Source organism: Dehalobacter sp., from assembly GCA_023667845.1.
Taxonomy (GTDB): Bacteria; Bacillota; Desulfitobacteriia; order Desulfitobacteriales; family Syntrophobotulaceae; genus Dehalobacter.
The window spans coordinates 1-18,685 of record JAMPIU010000138.1 but is presented as its reverse complement, the minus strand read 5'-3'; the positions used below and the strand labels follow the sequence as shown (position 1 = coordinate 18,685).

The 18,685-nt window shown below is 43.7% G+C and carries 12 protein-coding genes and 9 tRNA genes; 17 read left to right on the top strand and 4 right to left on the bottom strand.

What is annotated here, in order from left to right; genetic code table 11:
* Positions 1 to 311 precede the first annotated feature (311 nt).
* Positions 312 to 980, top strand: a complete 669-nt coding sequence (locus NC238_10790; GenBank protein MCM1566407.1) for a hypothetical protein — start codon at positions 312 to 314, stop codon at positions 978 to 980.
* Here the strand turns inward: NC238_10790 and NC238_10785 are convergent.
* Positions 914 to 2,281 carry a hypothetical protein gene (locus NC238_10785; GenBank protein ID MCM1566406.1) on the bottom strand — a complete coding sequence of 456 codons (1,368 nt, stop codon included), beginning with the start codon at positions 2,279 to 2,281 and terminating at the stop codon, positions 914 to 916. The genes NC238_10790 and NC238_10785 overlap by 67 nt on opposite strands.
* 237 nt (positions 2,282 to 2,518) lie before the next feature.
* Here NC238_10785 and NC238_10780 point away from each other — a divergent pair, with 237 nt between their 5' ends.
* The 15 genes from NC238_10780 to NC238_10710 all read left to right on the top strand — a co-directional run bounded on the left by NC238_10780 (position 2,519) and on the right by NC238_10710 (position 10,534).
* Complete coding sequence (locus tag NC238_10780) at positions 2,519 to 3,514, top strand: AIR synthase family protein (protein ID MCM1566405.1); 996 nt, start codon at positions 2,519 to 2,521, stop codon at positions 3,512 to 3,514.
* A gap of 269 nt (positions 3,515 to 3,783) precedes the next feature.
* Complete coding sequence (locus NC238_10775; protein ID MCM1566404.1) at positions 3,784 to 6,261, top strand: N-acetylmuramoyl-L-alanine amidase family protein; 2,478 nt, start codon at positions 3,784 to 3,786, stop codon at positions 6,259 to 6,261.
* Positions 6,262 to 6,390: 129 nt separating this feature from the next.
* Positions 6,391 to 7,446 (top strand): GerMN domain-containing protein, encoded by a 1,056-nt coding sequence (locus tag NC238_10770; protein ID MCM1566403.1) that lies wholly within the window; start codon positions 6,391 to 6,393, stop codon positions 7,444 to 7,446.
* Positions 7,447 to 7,735: 289 nt separating this feature from the next.
* The gene (rph, locus tag NC238_10765) at positions 7,736 to 8,503 is read left to right on the top strand and encodes a ribonuclease PH (protein MCM1566402.1); all 768 of its coding nucleotides are present in this window, start codon (positions 7,736 to 7,738) and stop codon (positions 8,501 to 8,503) included.
* Positions 8,478 to 9,065, top strand: coding sequence for an XTP/dITP diphosphatase (locus NC238_10760; protein MCM1566401.1), 588 nt, complete (start codon positions 8,478 to 8,480; stop codon positions 9,063 to 9,065). The genes rph and NC238_10760 overlap by 26 nt, the downstream gene beginning before the upstream one ends.
* A gap of 112 nt (positions 9,066 to 9,177) precedes the next feature.
* A tRNA-Gly gene (locus NC238_10755) sits at positions 9,178 to 9,251 on the top strand.
* Between the two features lie 5 nt (positions 9,252 to 9,256).
* Positions 9,257 to 9,333, top strand: a tRNA-Arg gene (locus tag NC238_10750).
* A 6-nt stretch (positions 9,334 to 9,339) separates the two neighbouring features.
* Positions 9,340 to 9,416: transfer RNA gene (locus NC238_10745), tRNA-His, on the top strand.
* Positions 9,417 to 9,425: 9 nt separating this feature from the next.
* Positions 9,426 to 9,501: transfer RNA gene (locus NC238_10740), tRNA-Gln, on the top strand.
* A 9-nt stretch (positions 9,502 to 9,510) separates the two neighbouring features.
* Positions 9,511 to 9,586 (top strand) — tRNA-Lys (locus tag NC238_10735).
* Between the two features lie 8 nt (positions 9,587 to 9,594).
* A tRNA-Leu gene (locus tag NC238_10730) sits at positions 9,595 to 9,678 on the top strand.
* 32 nt (positions 9,679 to 9,710) lie between these two features.
* Positions 9,711 to 9,785, top strand: a tRNA-Gly gene (locus NC238_10725).
* A gap of 48 nt (positions 9,786 to 9,833) precedes the next feature.
* Positions 9,834 to 9,907: transfer RNA gene (locus NC238_10720), tRNA-Gly, on the top strand.
* 5 nt (positions 9,908 to 9,912) lie between these two features.
* A tRNA-Arg gene (locus NC238_10715) sits at positions 9,913 to 9,989 on the top strand.
* 371 nt (positions 9,990 to 10,360) lie between these two features.
* Positions 10,361 to 10,534 carry a hypothetical protein gene (locus NC238_10710; protein ID MCM1566400.1) on the top strand — a complete coding sequence of 58 codons (174 nt, stop codon included), beginning with the start codon at positions 10,361 to 10,363 and terminating at the stop codon, positions 10,532 to 10,534.
* A 449-nt stretch (positions 10,535 to 10,983) separates the two neighbouring features.
* Here the strand turns inward: NC238_10710 and NC238_10705 are convergent, their stop codons facing one another.
* The 3 genes from NC238_10705 to NC238_10695 are packed head-to-tail and all read right to left on the bottom strand — an operon-like array spanning position 10,984 to position 15,519.
* Complete coding sequence (locus NC238_10705; protein ID MCM1566399.1) at positions 10,984 to 12,396, bottom strand: hypothetical protein; 1,413 nt, start codon at positions 12,394 to 12,396, stop codon at positions 10,984 to 10,986.
* A complete protein-coding gene (locus tag NC238_10700; GenBank protein MCM1566398.1) occupies positions 12,389 to 14,878 on the bottom strand; it encodes a hypothetical protein in 2,490 nt (829 codons plus the stop codon). Before NC238_10700 ends, NC238_10705 begins: the two co-directional genes overlap by 8 nt.
* Positions 14,875 to 15,519 carry a response regulator transcription factor gene (locus tag NC238_10695; protein MCM1566397.1) on the bottom strand — a complete coding sequence of 215 codons (645 nt, stop codon included), beginning with the start codon at positions 15,517 to 15,519 and terminating at the stop codon, positions 14,875 to 14,877. Before NC238_10695 ends, NC238_10700 begins: the two co-directional genes overlap by 4 nt.
* 255 nt (positions 15,520 to 15,774) lie before the next feature.
* Here NC238_10695 and NC238_10690 point away from each other — a divergent pair.
* Positions 15,775 to 18,685 (top strand): leucine-rich repeat protein (locus NC238_10690; GenBank protein ID MCM1566396.1); only part of this gene is annotated, 2,911 nt, incomplete at its 3' end.

Below are 18,685 nucleotides of genomic sequence, written 5' to 3'. Positions count from 1 at the left end.
GAGGGTTTTTGCACACTTGCAAAAACCTACCCGAGCGTTTCAACGAGGCTGGTCGCAAGCTATGCTTGCTGCTCGCCTATGCATCCTAGGCGGGAGATATGCTCACCGCCTGTTGGACAATGAAATCGGTACCCGCCACTTGTAGAAGTGGGGGACATCTTTAAGCCTCGTTATTAATAATTTTATTGATAGAAGACCTATTTGTCATCACCCCTGGGGGTGATAAAGGAAAATTTAATAACTCATATTGCTAATAGATTTTTTTAATTTGTGAAAACTAATATTAGTAAATTGAACAGGAGAGTAATGATATGACATTAAAAGACTATGTGGAAGAAGGTTATATTTATCATATAGTAAATATAATAGACTTGAAAAAAACTCTAAAGGAAGGCATTAGATACGATGATAAGAATACGTATGCCAGTAAATATACTGACTTTCATACATACTTTGACTATTACAAGCCCAAAGATATTCCAGATTGGGTAGAAAGAAAAAAAGCAATATTCGCAAGCCTTTATTATAGGAAAGGACATAAATGGCATTCTCATAGTGCTATTCTCAGAATCAAAATAATTAAGGACAGGTGCTGGATATGTAATGAGAACCTAGCAAACTTCATATATGAGCCATTTATTCTGCAGCACATGGAAGAGTTTTCTCATACAAAGGAGTATATGAGAGTTAAGGGAATAGAATTTGTTGAGGAGTATTGGAGTAACTCTCTAAGCTACGGTGACAATCTGAGTAAAAGATATGATAAGAGAGAGGGATATGATGCAGAAGTACTGGTAATGCATTCTATCCCTCCTGAGAATATTGAATGTCTGCTTATTGTATCAGACCACCAAGTAATGAGCTATAATGAATGGAAAGAGTATTTCATATCAGGAAGTCCATATGTTGAAGCTCAATACAACAGATACTTGCAGCCCAAGAGTATCTCTTCAGCGTGGAAAACATCTGACTTACAATAGTATTTCTTTTTTTCAGCCTTGACCTCAAAACACTCTGTAAAGACGGGAGCTGTGTTTTTTTGTGAGGAACCTAAGTTGTGAAGCTCCTGCTTACTATCCTGCAATATGGGATACGACTGATTATTGAACAGCTTACTGTTGACAAAAGCTGAACTATAAAAGGAGGATAATTGTTTATCCACATGCATAAAGAGTTCGGCATCAGTAAGGCAGCTGCGAAGAGAACGTAATGCAGCCAGGACTGCCGATACCTCCTTGAAGCTGTACTTCTGCTTTTTCTTGTTTGAGGTTAAAAACAAGCCACTATTACTGTCCCAATACGAGTCTATTCTATCATAAAGCTTTAGATATGAAGTTTGATATATAATTATTTCATTAATTTCATGAAGTTTTATTAAGCAACTCATACAATTGCATAAGGTAACAAAAGAACTGAAGTTATCATCGGATATATTTCTTGTGATATCACCAGATTGGACTAAACGTTCACAAAGCTCAAAGCCAATTGTATTAACAGTAGTGTATGTAGTTTTTTTATGTATTTCAGTATGCTTCAAAGTTGAGAGCAGACTCAAACAAATAATAGATAAATCTCTCGAGCTTATATCGTTTATATTTTCAATAACATTTTCACATAGTATAGGTAGTATCCCCAAACAATTCTCCAGCTTGCATATTTGATCCCTTGGACATAATTCGTTATGTCCAGTCATCTCTAATACTGAAGAAAGAGCTTCTGTAGCAAAAAATTGGGTCCTTATATCCGGGTTCTCGCTATTAGTAACTATCCTGTATTCCCCATAGGCATTATCCCCTGTATCCTCCCCTGTATAATAAAAGTCTCCCAGCTTAAGAAAATCCACAAGAAATCGAGCTTGCTTCAATGAGTTTAATCCGAGACAGTAAGCAATAAATTCTTTATTGTCCAGTTGGAATTTTTCATCAAGTATTACAGGTATGAGAGCAAGCATTGTATTGATAGAATAGGCAAGTACATTGGGCTCGATTATTCGTTTTGTTTTTTTGGATACCCAGTAGAAGCTTTTAAAATCATATGGAGTTTCAGGGATAACTACATATGTTGGGATACATTTTTTATAAAGTGAGGACATAAAGGCTATATTTTTTGGCATTTTTTTGCTGGCTGTTCCTTTTAGAAGCTTGTATATCTGGCCTAATTCCTGTTCATCAGGCATCTCGATATTTCCGCAGCCCGAAAGAAGGCAAAAGGATATAACATTGAGATAAGCCATAGCATTGCATTGTTTTACTATGTCAGGATATGAAAATTCAAAGTTCATTGAAACACCACCTGCTAATATATTAGGATGTGATTTTAATATCTCTATATTTTATGCATCAAAGGAGATGGATAAAACTAAATACAGATACTTTCATAACATGCGAGACACCTCAGATAGAAAAGCACAGCTATACTCAATATGAATACCCTGCCCCATTGCCCATAGCCTATTGCCCGATACAAAATTATGCTATAATATTTATTGAATATATTCACTATTAAGAAGGTGTTATAAATGAAGGAAGGGAAAATTCCTCCTGAGCTTTTGAAAAGTTTGATATTTAAGAATATTAAGGTGAGGAGAGAGGAAGTAGTATTACGTCCTGAAATCGGTGAGGACTGTGCTGCAATAGATTTTGGCACTCATCTATGCGTAATATCTACTGACCCTATTACTGGGGCTGCAAAAGGAGCTGGTGCCCTTGCAATACATATATCATGCAATGATGTTGCTACCAGCGGAGTGAGGCCGGTGGGTATAATGGTGACAATACTGGCACCGCCTTCTGCTTCGGAAGAAGATATAAAAATAGTTATGGAAGATGCAGGAGAAGCAGCTTTAAAACTAGGAGTTGAAATAATAGGAGGACATACAGAAGTTACCTCGGCGGTAAATAGAATTGTCATATCTACAACAGCTTTAGGGAAGGTATCTAAGGATAGAATCGTTAGATCTTCAGGTGCAGAGGTGGACGACGATGTAATAATGACCAAATGGGCAGGCTTGGAGGGTACATCAATAATAGCTGCAGATAGGAAAGAAGAGCTTGAAGGTAGGCTTGCAACAGCAGATATTAAGGCTGCAAAGTCTTTTATAGAAAAAATAAGTGTGGTAGAGGAAGGAGTAGCCGCAGGAGAATTCGGAGCAAACAGTATGCACGATGCAACTGAGGGAGGTATTCTTGGGGCTGCCTGGGAGATTGCAGAAAGCTCCGGAAAAGGCATAGATATATTTATTGATAAGATACCTGTTCGGGAGGTTACCAGGAAAATATGTGATATTTACGGAATTGATCCCTATAGATTGATATCAAGCGGTTCAATGCTGATAACCGCTAAAAATGGAGCTAAACTTGTCAGAATACTTGAAGGTAAGGGTATACCCGCAAGTATAATAGGAAGGGTAACCCCTCAAAGTAGAAATATCATTAGGGGGGAAGCGGTATTTCAGTTGAAGCCTCCTGACGTGGATGAGCTCTTTAAGGCAAAAGGCTTGATGGAGGATAAATGAGAAATATATGGAACAAAGCAATGTAGAAATACGTCGAAGGATACGAGCATACTCGTATCCTTCTTTACATGATTTTGTAGGGGGTATATAGGCTAAAGACTAGATATAGCAAGGAGGTTGAAATACAAATGAAATATAACAGTAATGAAATTATAATATAAAAGCAAAGGTATTTGAGGAATCAAGTCGAAATATATAGTAAAAGACTATGTATTTTGTTATTTTGAACTATATATGTCCAAACGAGATTAACTGTGAGGAGGAATTATATGAAAAAAGCAATTGTATTTATGATTGTGCTCTGCTTATTGACGAGCAGCTTTGCAGGCACTATATTCGCACAAGCAATCGAAACAAAGACACCTCCTCTGTCAATGCAGATATTGGGGAAAAAGATAAGTGCAGTAAACCCTCCTATTGTAAAAAACAATAGAATATTTCTTCCGGTTAGAGTGGTAGGGGAAGCGCTGAACTATAAATGCTATTGGAATGCCAAAACCAGCACTATGGAGCTTAAAACATCCAACCATACTATTAAGGTAACAATAGGAAAAGCAGACGCCTATGTGAACGGAAAAAAGGTTAAACTGGACGCTGCTCCGATAATGTATAATAACAGATCGTACTTTCCATTGTCATTCGTACAGGATTATTTCAATAACACCACTATATATGATAAGACAAGCAATATTATCTCAATCAATAAGAAAGTAGCAGTTACAGGAGGAGTATTTGTTCTGGGGAATAAAGCAAGCTCCGTGGACTTGCCTTTTGTGAAAAATGACATAGTATACATACCGTTAAGACATGTAGGAGAAGCTTTAGGCTATAAGGTCAGTTGGGCTGCGAAGGTAGAGACAATGGATTTGATATCGGCTAACGGCTCGGCCAAGGTGACTATAGGCTATGGCACCGGTGTAGTTAATGGTAAGAATGTGAAGATAAGCCCAGTACCTATAATGCATAATGAACGGGCATATGTGCCTATAAGTTTTATACAGAACAATTTTGACATTGACGTTAATTATGATAAAGCAAAGAACATTGTAAGTATTGACAAAAAGAAGCCTCCTGTAGTTGCTGAAAGTAAACCTGTTGAAGAAATCATAGAATACAAGGCAGCAAAAATCGATGACATAATTTATGATGATAGTGGAGGTTTTCCTCAGCTAAACATAGTGGCAGATACCCCAATAAAGTATAGAAGCTATACAATGCTGAATCCGGATAGGATGGTAGTAGATATAGAAAACTCCACTTTGAATACTGAATTTGAAAGCAAAGAGATAGGAAAAGGCGGCGTAATTGGGGTAAGAGTAGCACAATTCAGTAAGTCACCTAATATAGTAAGGGTGGTAATAGACCTGGAGGACCAGACAACATGTAAATTAGTACAATCCAATGACAAGAAGACAATATCTTTGATATATGCCAATATAATTATTCCAGTCAGTTTTGCCAAAGAGGACGATAAGGATGTACTTATGGTAAGGGGAAGCCAGGAAATGGATACCAATGTATTCCGGCTGGATAATCCGGACAGACTGGTAGTGGATATTAGAAAATCAGTATTAAGTGACAAGGGACAAGCAGTTGAGGCAAATACACCATATGTGAAATCCATAAGGACAGGACAGGTAGATGTGGGAGTTGCACGAGTAGTACTGGATTTGGAGCCGGGGATGTATTATGACGTTAAGAATAGCGGAAGCCTGACGAAGGTATATATATCAGACAAGCCTTTCTCCTTTTTTGATTACAAGAAATACTACAACTCAGCTTTTATTGATTTAAGTGCAGGCACAGAGGTGGAATATCAGCCGATTATTGATAATGCTAACAGAATACTAAAAATAATGATACCAAAGGATATTGAAACAGAACAGAAGGTTTATGACATACATGACAATATAATGGAGAGCGTTACAGTTACCAAAGAAACGTACGGTGATCAGATATTTACGGTGGCAGCCTTTAAAATGAAACCGGCTGTGGAATATCAGCTTCTTTCTCCAGCGATCACAAAGCTTGTAAGTCTTAGCTTTAAATATAATGCGAAGAATACTGATCAACTTACAGTACTTATTGATCCCGGACATGGAGGCAAGGACCCTGGAGCAACAGCCATAGACAAAAAGACTTATGAAAAAGAGCTTAATCTGGATGTTGCCCTAAGACTGAACAGGATATTGCAGAATATCGGCTTTAATACCGTAATGACAAGAAAAGATGATAGATATGTGGATCTTGCAAGCAGATCTGGATTGGCTAATAACAGCTATGTAGACTTTTTCATGAGTATACACTTTAATGCCTTTACGAGTACTGCAAAGGGTATAGAAACACTATATTATCCAAATGAGATTACTGAAGAGTATCCCTTTGATAATAAAAAAATGGCTAATATATTCCATAATGAGCTTACTGCAGCTTTAAAGAGACCATCCAGGGGAATTACACCGAGGCCGGGACTTCATGTCCTAAATAAGACGAAGATGCCGGCGATACTTGCGGAGCTAGGATTCATGACAAATCCTGAAGAACTTGCAGAGATTAAGAAGGAAGAGTATAGGGAAATGGCAGCAAGGGCATTAGCAGCTTCTATAGTGAGATACTACAATGAAATTGAACAGGTAAATCTTGATATAGATATTAATGCTATATATGCAGCACCTACACCTAAAGACCCGTACAGTCTGATGAGTGAGGAACAAAATCCGAATAAGGACAACGTAGCCGGCAATTGATTGAAATCAAAAGAGCCCTGAAGCTTTCATAAAGCTCAGGGTTCTTTTATTTCCGGTAGTTTAAATCACGAATATACCCCTTATAAGGCTAATATAATATATTGATAAATAAAATAAGGGGTGAAATAAATGAACAGAAAGATTGTACTATTTTTGGCACTACTAATATGTTGTACATTGATTCTTACATCCTGCAGTAACCCGCTGACTTCTTTATGGAATATCTTTAATAAAGAAGAGCCGATAGAAGAGGACGATAAGGAGCAGGTACAGGAAGAAACCCAGAGTATGAGTGAAGTCAGTACCTCTCAGCCGGAGAACAGCAGGGCGACAGTGCTTTACTACAAAGACAATGAAAGCTTTCTTGTACCTGTAATGAGATATATTCCAAAGGAAGACCTTGGTATAGCCAAAACTGCAGTATCAACACTTATTTACAGTCCTGAGAAAGCGCAGGACCTTAATGTAGCAGGCTTGACACCGACATTACCTATGGGTACCAAAATCAATGGAGCAGTCATAAAGGATGACGGTTTGGCAATAATAGACTTTTCAAAGGAATTTTTGAACTTCAGCAGTAATAAGGCTGAAGAGCTGGGAATCAAAGCAATAGTATATACACTAACAGAGTTCCCAAATATTAAGTCAGTAGAAATAAGAGTAGATGGCAAAAGAATAGAAGAAATGCCTAAGGGGACAGAAGTAGAGCCAGTATTAAAGCGGACTGAAATAAATTTACAGGCTATTGAAAACCCAGATGAAAAGTTATCAAAGGTTGTGGTATACTATCATAAAAAAGGAAGTGGAGAGTACTCATATTTTGTTCCGGTTACAAAATTGGTATCAGGATTTGAAAATAGGGCTGAAGCTGCTATTAGTGCACTACTTGAGGGACCTACAGATGGCAGTAGCTTGAACTGTCCTTTCCCAGAGGGAACTCAGCTGCTGGGAGTTCAGGTAAATGACAGCTTGGCTTATGTAAATTTTTCTGAGCAAATATTGGCAAAACAAGGTGACAAAGCAGCAGAAAATGCGATGATAAAGGCAGTAACACTTACTTTAAAGGAATTTCCAGAGGTTGCGAAAGTCAAGATATTTGTAAATGGCAAAATCATCGAAAATGCCGATGGCATAGGTGCTGATAATTATCTTAACGTGCCGGCTTTTGTTAACTTTTACGAGTGAACCAAAAGAGACATTGGGATGTTTCCGTTTTGTCTCCCTTTGTCTTCTTAAAAAAGTTGACAAGCTATATGACTTTAGGATATTTTGGTAAGATAGGGCAAAATAAATCTATTGCACTTACGGAATAATAAATAATAAAGATAATTTCTAAGTGTAAATTAAATTAATGAAGCAATGTTTTCCACTAAGAAATTCCATGAACTTTTGCTCCATTCCGTTGCTCCCGCAAAGGAACCCGCAAAAGGGAATTTCTAAGTGTAAAACAATACTCTGAAGGGAAGGAAGACGGATGAAGAGAATAGACGGAAGAAGCAAGGATCAGATCAGGCCTGTAAGAATAACAAGAAATTACTTAAAACATGCAGAGGGTTCTGTATTAATTGAAATGGGTGATACCAAAGTGATTTGTACTGCCTCTATTGATGAAAAGGTGCCACCTTTTGTAAAAGGAACCGGCAAGGGTTGGATTACTAGTGAGTATGGTATGCTTCCCAGATCAACGGAGGTACGTAAACCAAGAGAGTCTGTCAGAGGAAGAGTAGATGGTAGAACCATGGAGATTCAGCGACTTATAGGAAGAGCGCTGAGATCCATAGTGGACCTTGGAAAGCTAGGTGAAATTACGGTTTATATTGACTGTGATGTTATGCAGGCTGACGGAGGCACAAGGACAGCATCAATTACAGGTGCTTTTGTTGCTCTTGTTGATGCACTAAACAGGCTTGTTTTGCAGGAAAAGCTTAAAGCAATACCGCTAAATGGATATATTGCGGCAGTAAGCGTTGGTATAAAGGACGGAGAAGCTATACTAGACTTGAATTATGCAGAGGATTCAACCTGTCAGGTCGATATGAATCTGGTAATGACTGATAAGAGAGAATTTATTGAAATACAGGGTACAGGAGAGGAAAGTCCGTTTAGTAAAGCACAGCTTTCGGAAATGATGGAACTTGGTGAAAAAGGTATAAGAGATTTGATTGAAGCGCAAAAGCAAGCTCTTGGTGAAATTGCCGGCAAGGTAGGTATGAACAATGAAAATGATAGCAGCAACAAATAATAGTCATAAGCTAAAGGAAATTGGAACGATACTTAAGGACAAAGGAATAGAGGTTGAATCTTTGACAGATGCCGGGTTGGATATTGAAATTGAAGAAAATGGCAATACCTTCATAGACAATGCACTAATAAAAGCAAGAGAGGTATATCGACTTACAGGTAAAGCTGCTATTGCTGATGATTCAGGTCTTTTGGTGGATGCTTTAGAGGGGCAGCCGGGAGTAAAATCCGCCAGATATTCAGGAGAAACAGGAATAGATAAGGACAAAAAAAATAATCAAAAGTTAAGAGAAGCCATGAAGGATATACCTGAAGAAAAAAGGAGTGCTAGATTCTGCTCCGCAATTGCAGCGGTATTTCCTGATGGGAAAGAGATTACAGCAGAAGGCTATGTATATGGGAAAATCGGATACAAAGAAAAAGGGGAAAATGGATTTGGCTATGACCCGCTTTTCATAGTTGATGAGTATGGTAAAACTATGGCGGAGCTTAATTCAACAGAGAAAAACAAAATAAGTCATAGAGCAAATGCATTAAAGGAGTTTTTAAAAAAGCTTAAGTGATTTACATAGCAAATATAGGCAACAAATATAGCCTTAAACCAGTTGACACGCATAATAAACTTTGTTATAATTTATAATTGTCGGCGACAATAATACAGTACGCCGGAATTATGCGGGTGTAGTTCAATGGTAGAACGTCAGCCTTCCAAGCTGATCGCGAGGGTCCGATTCCCTTCACCCGCTCCATACATGCGCCTGTAGCTCAGTTGGATAGAGCAACGGACTTCTAATCCGTGTGCCGGGGGTTCGACTCCCTCCAGGCGCACCATATATGGTGGGTATAGCTCAGCTGGTTAGAGCGCCAGATTGTGGCTCTGGAGGCCGTCGGTTCGACCCCGATTACCCACCCCAAAAATGCTTTGGGGTGTAGCCAAGCGGTAAGGCACCAGACTTTGACTCTGGCATCTCGTTGGTTCGAATCCAGCCACCCCAGCCAAAAAACTGCGACTCACTAGCTCAGTTGGTAGAGCACATGACTTTTAATCATGGTGTCCGGAGTTCGATTCTCCGGTGAGTCACCAAAAAACATGCGGGAATGGCGGAATTGGCAGACGCGCTAGACTTAGGATCTAGTGTCATTGACGTGGGGGTTCAAGTCCCTTTTCCCGCACCATTATTATTTAGTATATATGGTATATGTAGTATGCGGGTTTAACTCAGTGGTAGAGTGTCACCTTGCCAAGGTGAAAGTCGCGAGTCCGAATCTCGTAACCCGCTCCACTTTATTATTTGCTCCATATATACATTTATTTTCTAAAAATTTAATATGCGGGTGTAGTTCAATGGTAGAACGTCAGCCTTCCAAGCTGATCGCGAGGGTCCGATTCCCTTCACCCGCTCCATACATGCGCCTGTAGCTCAGTTGGATAGAGCAACGGACTTCTAATCCGTGTGCCGGGGGTTCGACTCCCTCCAGGCGCACCATAATTCTAAAATAGACTGTCTTATAGTGAGACAGTTTTTGCTATTTAAATCACAAGGAGTCGAACCCGTGAGGGCAATTTGCGTTAAGAAAATGCCCCTGTGCGGGCATTTTTTCGCTTCCTTTCTACTTATATCCAATGCTTGGGCACCAAAAGTGTGACAAGCTGCGGTATGTAATTTCTCACTTGATTTTTTGATAATAATGCTATATAATTAAATTGTACCCACAGGGGGTACAGGTATTACTAAGAAGGAGTGTTATTATGGATATAAAAATAACAGAAAAAGCTGCAGCAGAGCTTCGCAGAAATGACGCAAAAAATTACAGAATAGAAGTTCAAGGCTATGGCTGATCAGGTCCATATTTTGGATTGGCTCAGGGTGAGCCACAGGCTGGTGAAGTAACAGTAGAAAAAGACGGTTGGATTTTCGCAGTTGAAAGGGAAGTTGCCGATGTAGCAAACTATTTTGAAATTGACTACTATAAGGGCTGGCTGCGAAAGGATTTTGTTATATATCTAAATGGTTCAAAAGGCGCTTGCTGAAGTAGTAAAAGCACCCAAAGCATTAAGATTCAAGGCTTTGGGTGCTTTATTTTATATCAGCTTTCTTCATGCTTGAAAGATGTCATATAACTGAAATATCACGCATCCCATTTTAATATATTTTATAGTATTGCCAAGATACATACATTTTATATTAATGGCAACTTTGCTTTGGGAGAGTGAACGGGGATAGCTGCTTACAGCTATTGCCGACAGTCTGAATTATAAATTAGTTCAGGCTTTTTCATATGTGTCAACTCCCTTCGCCAACACACATACCACAAGTCGGTGAAGATAGCTATTGTTTTTGAAATCATTCTTTATTATTAGCATTAGCTAGCCTTTTATGTTAAATTCAAACTCCCATTTCACAGCACAAGCACGTTGCACTGTAATGCTGAAAACCCAGGGAAAAGATCCGAGCCGGGAATCCGAATGTGTGGACATCACTAACACTTTGCAATACGAACGCGGATCATAAATGCATTATCTGTTTCAATGGTCAGCTTGCCACCATAATGCTCCAGCCGCGCGCGCATGCTCTGGAAACCGTTGCCTTCCCTCGGCAGTTCGGTGGGACAATAGCCGTCGTTTGAGACGGACATGTCGTAACCCTCTGTGCTCTCTTCTAAACGCACATTGATATGCTCTGCTCCGGCGTGCCTGAGGGCGTTGGAAAACGCCTCGCGTAATATTTTCACGAACACGTCGGATATATTATACGACGCGGGTAGCTGCCCCTCAAAGGCTATATTTATGCCTATGGTTTGGTAAATCCGAACGAGTTGCTCCAACCGCACCTTCGGTGTAAGCTCCTGCTCGTAAAACAAATCCTGTCCGACGCTCGCAAGGAGTCCTTTGATCTCTTCAAGTTGCTTCTCAACGGGCGTTTTATCCAGTTTAGAGAGTAATATACGCGTCAGAGAGAGCCTTTGACTAAAAATGTCATGCAGACGAGCGCGTGAATCCATGATTTCTTTCCTCCGGGCATTCTCCTCTGCAAGCTCCAAGAGCTGTTTGAGCTCCAGCGCGTTTTCCTCCAGTCGCCGGTTTTCGTCCTCTATCTGCCGAGAGACACTAAATTCTTTTGTTACATCACGCAGATAGAGCTGGGTAAAACGCCTGCGTTTAATTTCAATCGGGTATTTCAGAAGATAAAAGCAGATACCTTCCTTAAGACGTATAAGAAGGCTGTCCTGGCCGTCATCTCCCTTTACGCGGTTCGAGTGACACGCGAGCTTATCCCAAAGAACATCGATACGATCGTAAGGTGAAAGGCCAAGGCTGCCGATCATTTTCAGCGCCTGTCGGTTTACAGAGACAAGCTGTCCCCTCGACCCGGTAAACAACATCCCGTCCGGCAGTTGGTCGAGCGCTTCTTTGACGGACAGGCCGGTAATGTTTTTCCTGAAGTCCGCAATCTGATTTGCCAGATCTATAAGGCTGAGCAGAATCAGTGGCGCGCCGGATGCAGCTAAACGCAGACCGAATATGCCGCCTAAAATCTTGTCAAATATAGGCAGCAGCAACAGAAGCATAAGTGCCGACAAAGGGAAACGCAGGCAACGGGTACGGACTGTCAGCCAAAAACCCAGAATAACAGCAGGGATTAAAGCCCAGCGAAGGTCGGCTCCAGGCAAAAGAATAAGTCCGTTAAAAAGATTGTCCTTCAGAATCCCGATAAACCAGCTGATCCACGCCAGAAAGCAGAGGAGTAACACTTCGAAAGCCATGGCACTTTTATCCGGTTGCGTATCCATCAGCGTAAAGTATGCAAGCAGGCACTGAATGAGCATCCCGGCAAAAAAGAGGGTAAACATAAGGTTTAACGTGAGGCCACTAAGTCCGGCCAGCTCAAGCATCGAATTCCCCCTCCTTTCTCAGAACCAAACGCAGGGAGGGGTCTTCCGGAATGACGTGAAGGTTAAAGCCATTCTTGGAAAGCATCGGCCGCTTGCTTTCGGAAAACGCTTCGAGGATTACAATAAATTCGGGCGGTAGATCACATAGAAAACTGATCGTCAGCTTTTCGTCCGGAGCGTCGGCGTGAACAAATATGCTGCCGGATTCGCAATCGCGCAGAGCGAAAAATAAATCGCGCAAAAAATCAAGACACAGGATTGCATTCGGCAGAGGAAGCGTTCCGGTGAAATGCCCATATGGAGCCGTCTCTACACCGCACATATCAAAGTCGGAGCAAATTTCCTTAAGCAGAAGCGTCAGCAATCTCGCCGACACTGACCCGTCCGGTAGTGCGCTGAGATGCAGAAGCCCTGCCCGCTTGCAATAACCGATCCTATCGATGATATCGCGCAAAATGGTCTTAAATTGAGCTTTAGATAAAGACTTCGATAGCCTGCCGGACAGCGTTTTGATCTCGTCGAGGCGAGGGCGTATCAACTCGTCCAACTGCTCAAGCAGGCTTCTGCGGGCTGAAAGCGCTTGAAACGCCTGTTCTTGCTCCACCTGCTTTTCAAGAAGGGCAGTCTGACTCAAAAGACTCTGCTGTATCCTTTGAAGGTTTTCGTTCAGACGGCAGATGCCCCGAAGATCATTCTTCCAGACCACAAAGCCACCTGATATTTCCGCCGCTTCGTAATCGGCTCCCAGCGCTCCGCCCGGATCGTCTGGTGAAAAAAACAGACGTTTTCCATCAGGTATTCCCGCTGCGACATCCGCAGGCAAAGGTTCCGTACCGGTAGAATGCCTGCAAACGTCTCCGTCGCGCCGGACAAGGTACAGTGGAAGGCGGCTAAAATCAAAAAGAAGCCTGTAATATTGGTTGTATGGGATCAGCCCCCCGCGCAGCGTCAGCTCCCAAAGCAGCAGAATTGAAACAATGTGGACTGTGCCCATTTGTGTCTGACGAATGGGCTGAACACCGACGATATAAAGAGCGTTATATAGGATAACTATGCCGATAAAAAAACTTAGCAGCATGATAAAGCGGACATTTTTTCGGCTTCCGGCCCATCGGTAAAGATTCACAAGCCCGCCTAATGACAGAAAGGCGATCCAAGCGACGACCAGGAAGAAGCCTGGCTGATGCAGATAAGGCTCAGACTGCGACAATCCCGCGGGAAACCCAAAAGCGAATTGATGGAAATCGTTAGTTACAACCATCAGAACAAGCAGACCGCTCGGTATAAGAATCGCCGGGCGGATTTTTTGCTTGCGTTCCGGAACAGTGTCTTTGAAGTTTAGAGAAGCTAGAGAAAGGACCGTCGCGCTGCCGATCAGGGGCAGATAATATAGATACCACAGATATCGGGTCGTATCCACAGCCGACGTCTGCTTGAGCATCAAAATCCACAGCCATAGTAATAGAAAGCCTGCTTGAACCTGCAGTAATCTTCGAGTTGGCTGATCGACAATGCGCCAGGAAAGACTGACGATCCAGAAAACAATCATTATCGCCAGTGCTATATTCAATGTCACCCGCTCGCTTCCGTTGGCGGTGGAGAACAGGTGCGTTCCCATCACGCCCCGACGGAAAGCCGACACCGAACCGTGTGCCAGGTGCATGTAATGGGCGTCTTCCAACGCCATAACGGCCGACGTGTATTCGGCTGCGTCCGGATACAGCCCCGGAAGCGACCGGCCGTCCATTGCACGTAGTCCGGCTTTCACCAGCTCGTCGGCGTCCAGGTTGATTGCCACGGTCTGATCTGACGGCGTAAAAAGACCTACGACAAAGCTGTATGTGCCGTCACACGGAACACACATCTTTAACGGCAATCCCGATAAAATCAGCCGCGCCGCCTCGTCGTCGGGTATCAGGGCTACGGTGTTGCCGTCCATCATGCTTTCAAATTCGCCGGAAGTCTCTCCAATAATCAACCGGCCTTCCACTTGAAATTGTGCAAGCAGTGAGACCGCTTCGTTCAAATTCTCGCCACCGCTCAGGGCCAGCGCCATGGCCGGCAGGATCCGGCTCCTGTTATTTTTTGTGATATAAAGACGGCAGGACGCTTCCCGTAAATCGGCAAAAGACCGAATCTCGTCTGCGCTGTCGGATACCACAAGGACAAGCGTCGATATGTATTGTGGGAAAAAACGGCCCGGCAATCCCCCTTCCAGGCGAGGCACAATCCGAGCGTCCTCCGCCTGGACATAGGCCATGCGATTATCTATCAAGTGCGTCACGTTTTTGTTAAAATGATATTCAGCGGTGAGACCATCCTGATTTCGCATGATTAGGCGATTGTACTGCTCAGGCACCTGATCGTTTAAAAACACTACCGTACGCGCCGAGGTCATCGGCAGGAGTCCTGTCAGACTGAGAAATAAAAAGGCAGTCATCAGGACAAAGAGACCGGCAGAGAGTATAGTCAGCCGCTTCATACCTCCGCCGCCTTCCCTCCAGGAGTCCCATCGCTGTGCGGCGCGATATACCCGTTGGACAGAGCATACATCGCCAACTTCGCTATGCTGTCATAGCCGGTTTTGGACAAGATGGAGCGGACATAGCCCTTCACCGTATTCTCCGAAAGTCCGTAATGTCTGGCGATATCCTGTCTGGTAATGCCGCGACAGTAAAAGCGCAAAATCTCCAGTTCACGTTCGTTCAGCTCATTATAGCCGAGGATAGGCATATTTGGCTTTGTAGGCCAGGTACTGTAATTCTTTTCGGACTGATGCAGTACGGCAATCAAATCCCGAGCGTTCAAGTTCTTATATATAAAGCTGAAAACGCCACTCTCCCGAGCCTCGTCAATAAATGACAGGTCAGGAAGCCCTGTCATGATGATAACCTTGATATCGGGGAAATCCCGATGTAAACGGGACGCCGCTGTAAGACCGCTGGAGCCGTTCTCCGTACAGACGTCCATCAGAACTACGTCAGGTCGCAACTTCTCACAGGCGTCGTCCACATCAGCCGCGTCCGTTAGTGCCTTTACCACCTCAAAATCTGGCTCGCCGTTTATGAGATTAACAAGGGAATCCAGCACAAGGTTTTGATCCTCTACAACAATAATACGCATTCTGATTTACTCCTCATAGCAAAACCGTTTCTGTTGTTTACTATCATCAGCTTAACACAAAGTAACGCTTTCGACAATGTCAGAATGGGTTAAAAAAACTAATAAAATTCATCCAAAAGGATAGAAAGCCCGTATTATTTCTACCCCGTTTGAGCTATGCAATGTATAAGATTTCCAATATGATAATTTTATATCATTTTCCTAGAATTTTTAAATTATATCCAAAGAATTGGATGATATCAAAGGAGGATTAACATGCGAAAACTGACTTATAAGAGGATGCTTCACATGCTGCTAGCCTTTCTGATAGCTATCGGGGGCCTGACAACATTAGACGGCATCACCGCTATGGCGGCGGAAGGTGATGTTTTTACCACCGATACGGCAGAAGGCGTTACGGTTACCTATAAGGTGCTGACGGAAGACACCGTAAACTCAACCGGCACCGTGCAGGTGGGCAAGGGTCTCGCCGGTGAAACAGCGATTCCACCCGACTATACCGGCACGGTCACCATTCCATCGACTGTTAACCACGGCGGAACTACGTACACCGTTGTGGGAATCGCTTATAAAGCAATGTATAACTGCGATTTAACCAGCGTCAATCTACCAAATACCATTTTATCCATCGGTGCATATGCTTTTAACGCCACCGGCATCACCCAGATCGAACTGCCGCATAGCCTGTTAGTTATCGATGGCTATGCCTTCGCTTACTGCGGCAGTCTAACCACGGTCACCGTGCCGCAGGGCGTTATTAATATCGGAGGGGGCGCCTTTAATGGCTGCAGCACACTTAACAGCGCCGTCCTGCCGGATTCCATCACAGCCCTGCCTGATTATCTTTTTCAAGACTGCACAAGTCTTGCTAGCGTCACCCTAGGCAGCCAGGTTGAGACCATCCGCTACCGGACCTTCTATAACTGCTCCGTGTTGACGGAGATAACCCTGCCCGCTTCCCTTGCAGAGATCCGCTCGGACGCCTTCCGGGATTGCTCGTCTCTGGCAAATATTTATTTCGACGGCAATGCTCCGAACCTCAGTGGAACCAACCAGTTTAACGGTGTAGCCAGCCCTGCCTACGGCAATGTATATGAAACGGCTGCCAACTTCCCTTTCATCGGGCAGGATTACTATGGACTGACAATCAGACAGCGGGGCAATAACGCCCAGAAACCGCTGATTACCGACCTCTCTTCCGCTTTGGCTGTCTCGGTGGGCAACGGCGCCTCGCTGACCGTTATGGCCAGTGTGCTGGACGAGGGTATTCTCTCATTCCAATGGTATGAAAATTCCGTAAAGCAGAACACCGGTGGATCGCCCATATCTGGAGCGACCGGTTTTTCATACGTTCTGCCGACAGATACAGCAGGTGTGAAATACTATTATGTGACGGTCACCAATACCAATACCGGCGTCAGCGGTGAACAGACCGCCGTTACTGTCAGTGCACCTATTACGGTTACGGTTTATGAAACCACCGACGCCGAAACGCCGGTGATCACGGCGCAGCCGGCGGATACAACCGTCAACCAGGAGACCGTTATACTGAGCGTGAACGTGGAGCCCCTCTCTGACGGCGGAACCTTAAGTTATGCCTGGTACGAAAATACTGCCGACTCATACAGCGGCGGCGTATTTGTCGGTGAAGAGAGCAGTGTGATCGCGTCATATCTCGGGGTGCGCTATTATTATGTGATCGTTACCAACACTAACAACTCCGTTTCCGGCGACAAAACCGCCAGCGTGACCAGCGATATCGCCCGGGTGACGATCCATCCGCTCATTAACGCTCAAGAACCGGAAATAACAGCTCAGCCTCAGGAACAAAACGTATCCGTTGGTGATCCGGTAACCCTTTCGGCCACCTCAATATCCCTTGACGGCGGGGAGCTCAGTTATCAGTGGTATGTCAACAATTTTTCGAGTACCTCGGGAGCAACGGAGCTCCCCGGATCGGTTCAATCCAGTTATTCTCCCTCCACCTCAGAATTCGGCACCAACTATTACTTTGTTGTGATAACTAATACTAACAATGACCTCAGCGGCATCAAATCCGCTCAAATTACTTCCGATATTGCAATGGTAAACGTAAGCAAAACAAGCTATACCATTACTGTAGAAAATGACTCCAACGGCACGGCGGGCGCCAATCCCAATCCGGCTGTGGCAGGCCAGACCGTTCAGCTGGGCTATCTCGCCGATAGTGGTTACCAGTTTAAAGAGTGGCAGGTAATCAGTGGGGATATCAACATTCTGCCTAATAATACCTTCATGATGCCAGCCAGCGCTGTTACCGTCAAAGCTATCTTTGAGGATATCCCCGATTATACGATTTCGGTTTCCGATGATGGCCATGGCAACGGCAGCGCTGAGCCAGCCGCCGCCGACGCGGGTGTGACGGTGACTATATCGGCCTTCAATTCCCCGAGCTATATATTTAAGGAATGGCAGGTAATATCGGGAGGTGTTACGCTGGCAAGCACCACGGCGATGACCACAACCTTTATTATGCCGGACAGCAATGTTGAAGTTAAAGCAATTTTTGAAAATGTCACGCCCGGCGTGTATACCCTTAATTTGCTGTCCAGTACCGGGGGTACGGTCGGTTGTGACGGAGGCAGCGGACTTACTTCGGCTACAAATGCATTAGTGAATTTATGGACCACACCGGACACCGACTATGTGTTTAAGGAGTGGGAACTGTTATCAGGAACCTTTGATATCTCCAATATTACAAAAGCAAGTGATAACTGGTATCAGTTCATGATGCCGCCGAGCCATCTGGTACTGAAAGCGGTGTTTGAATCAACCGCCCCGGCGAGTTACACGGTCACCTTCGATGCCAACGGCGGTAGTGGCAGCATGAGCGATCAGACCTTTACGGAAGGTGTGGCACAGACTCTGACGGCCAACGCCTTTACCCTTATGGATTACAGCTTTGACGGATGGGCGACCTCACCCACCGGCAGCGTCGTCTATAGCGAAGGGCAAAGTGTTACAATCAGTGCAGATACGACGCTGTACGCTGTCTGGAACGCGACGGGGCCGGCGAGTTACACGGTCACCTTCGATGCCAACGGCGGTAGTGGCAGCATGAGCGATCAGACCTTTACGGAAGGTGTGGCACAGACTCTGACGGCCAACGCCTTTACCCTTACGGATT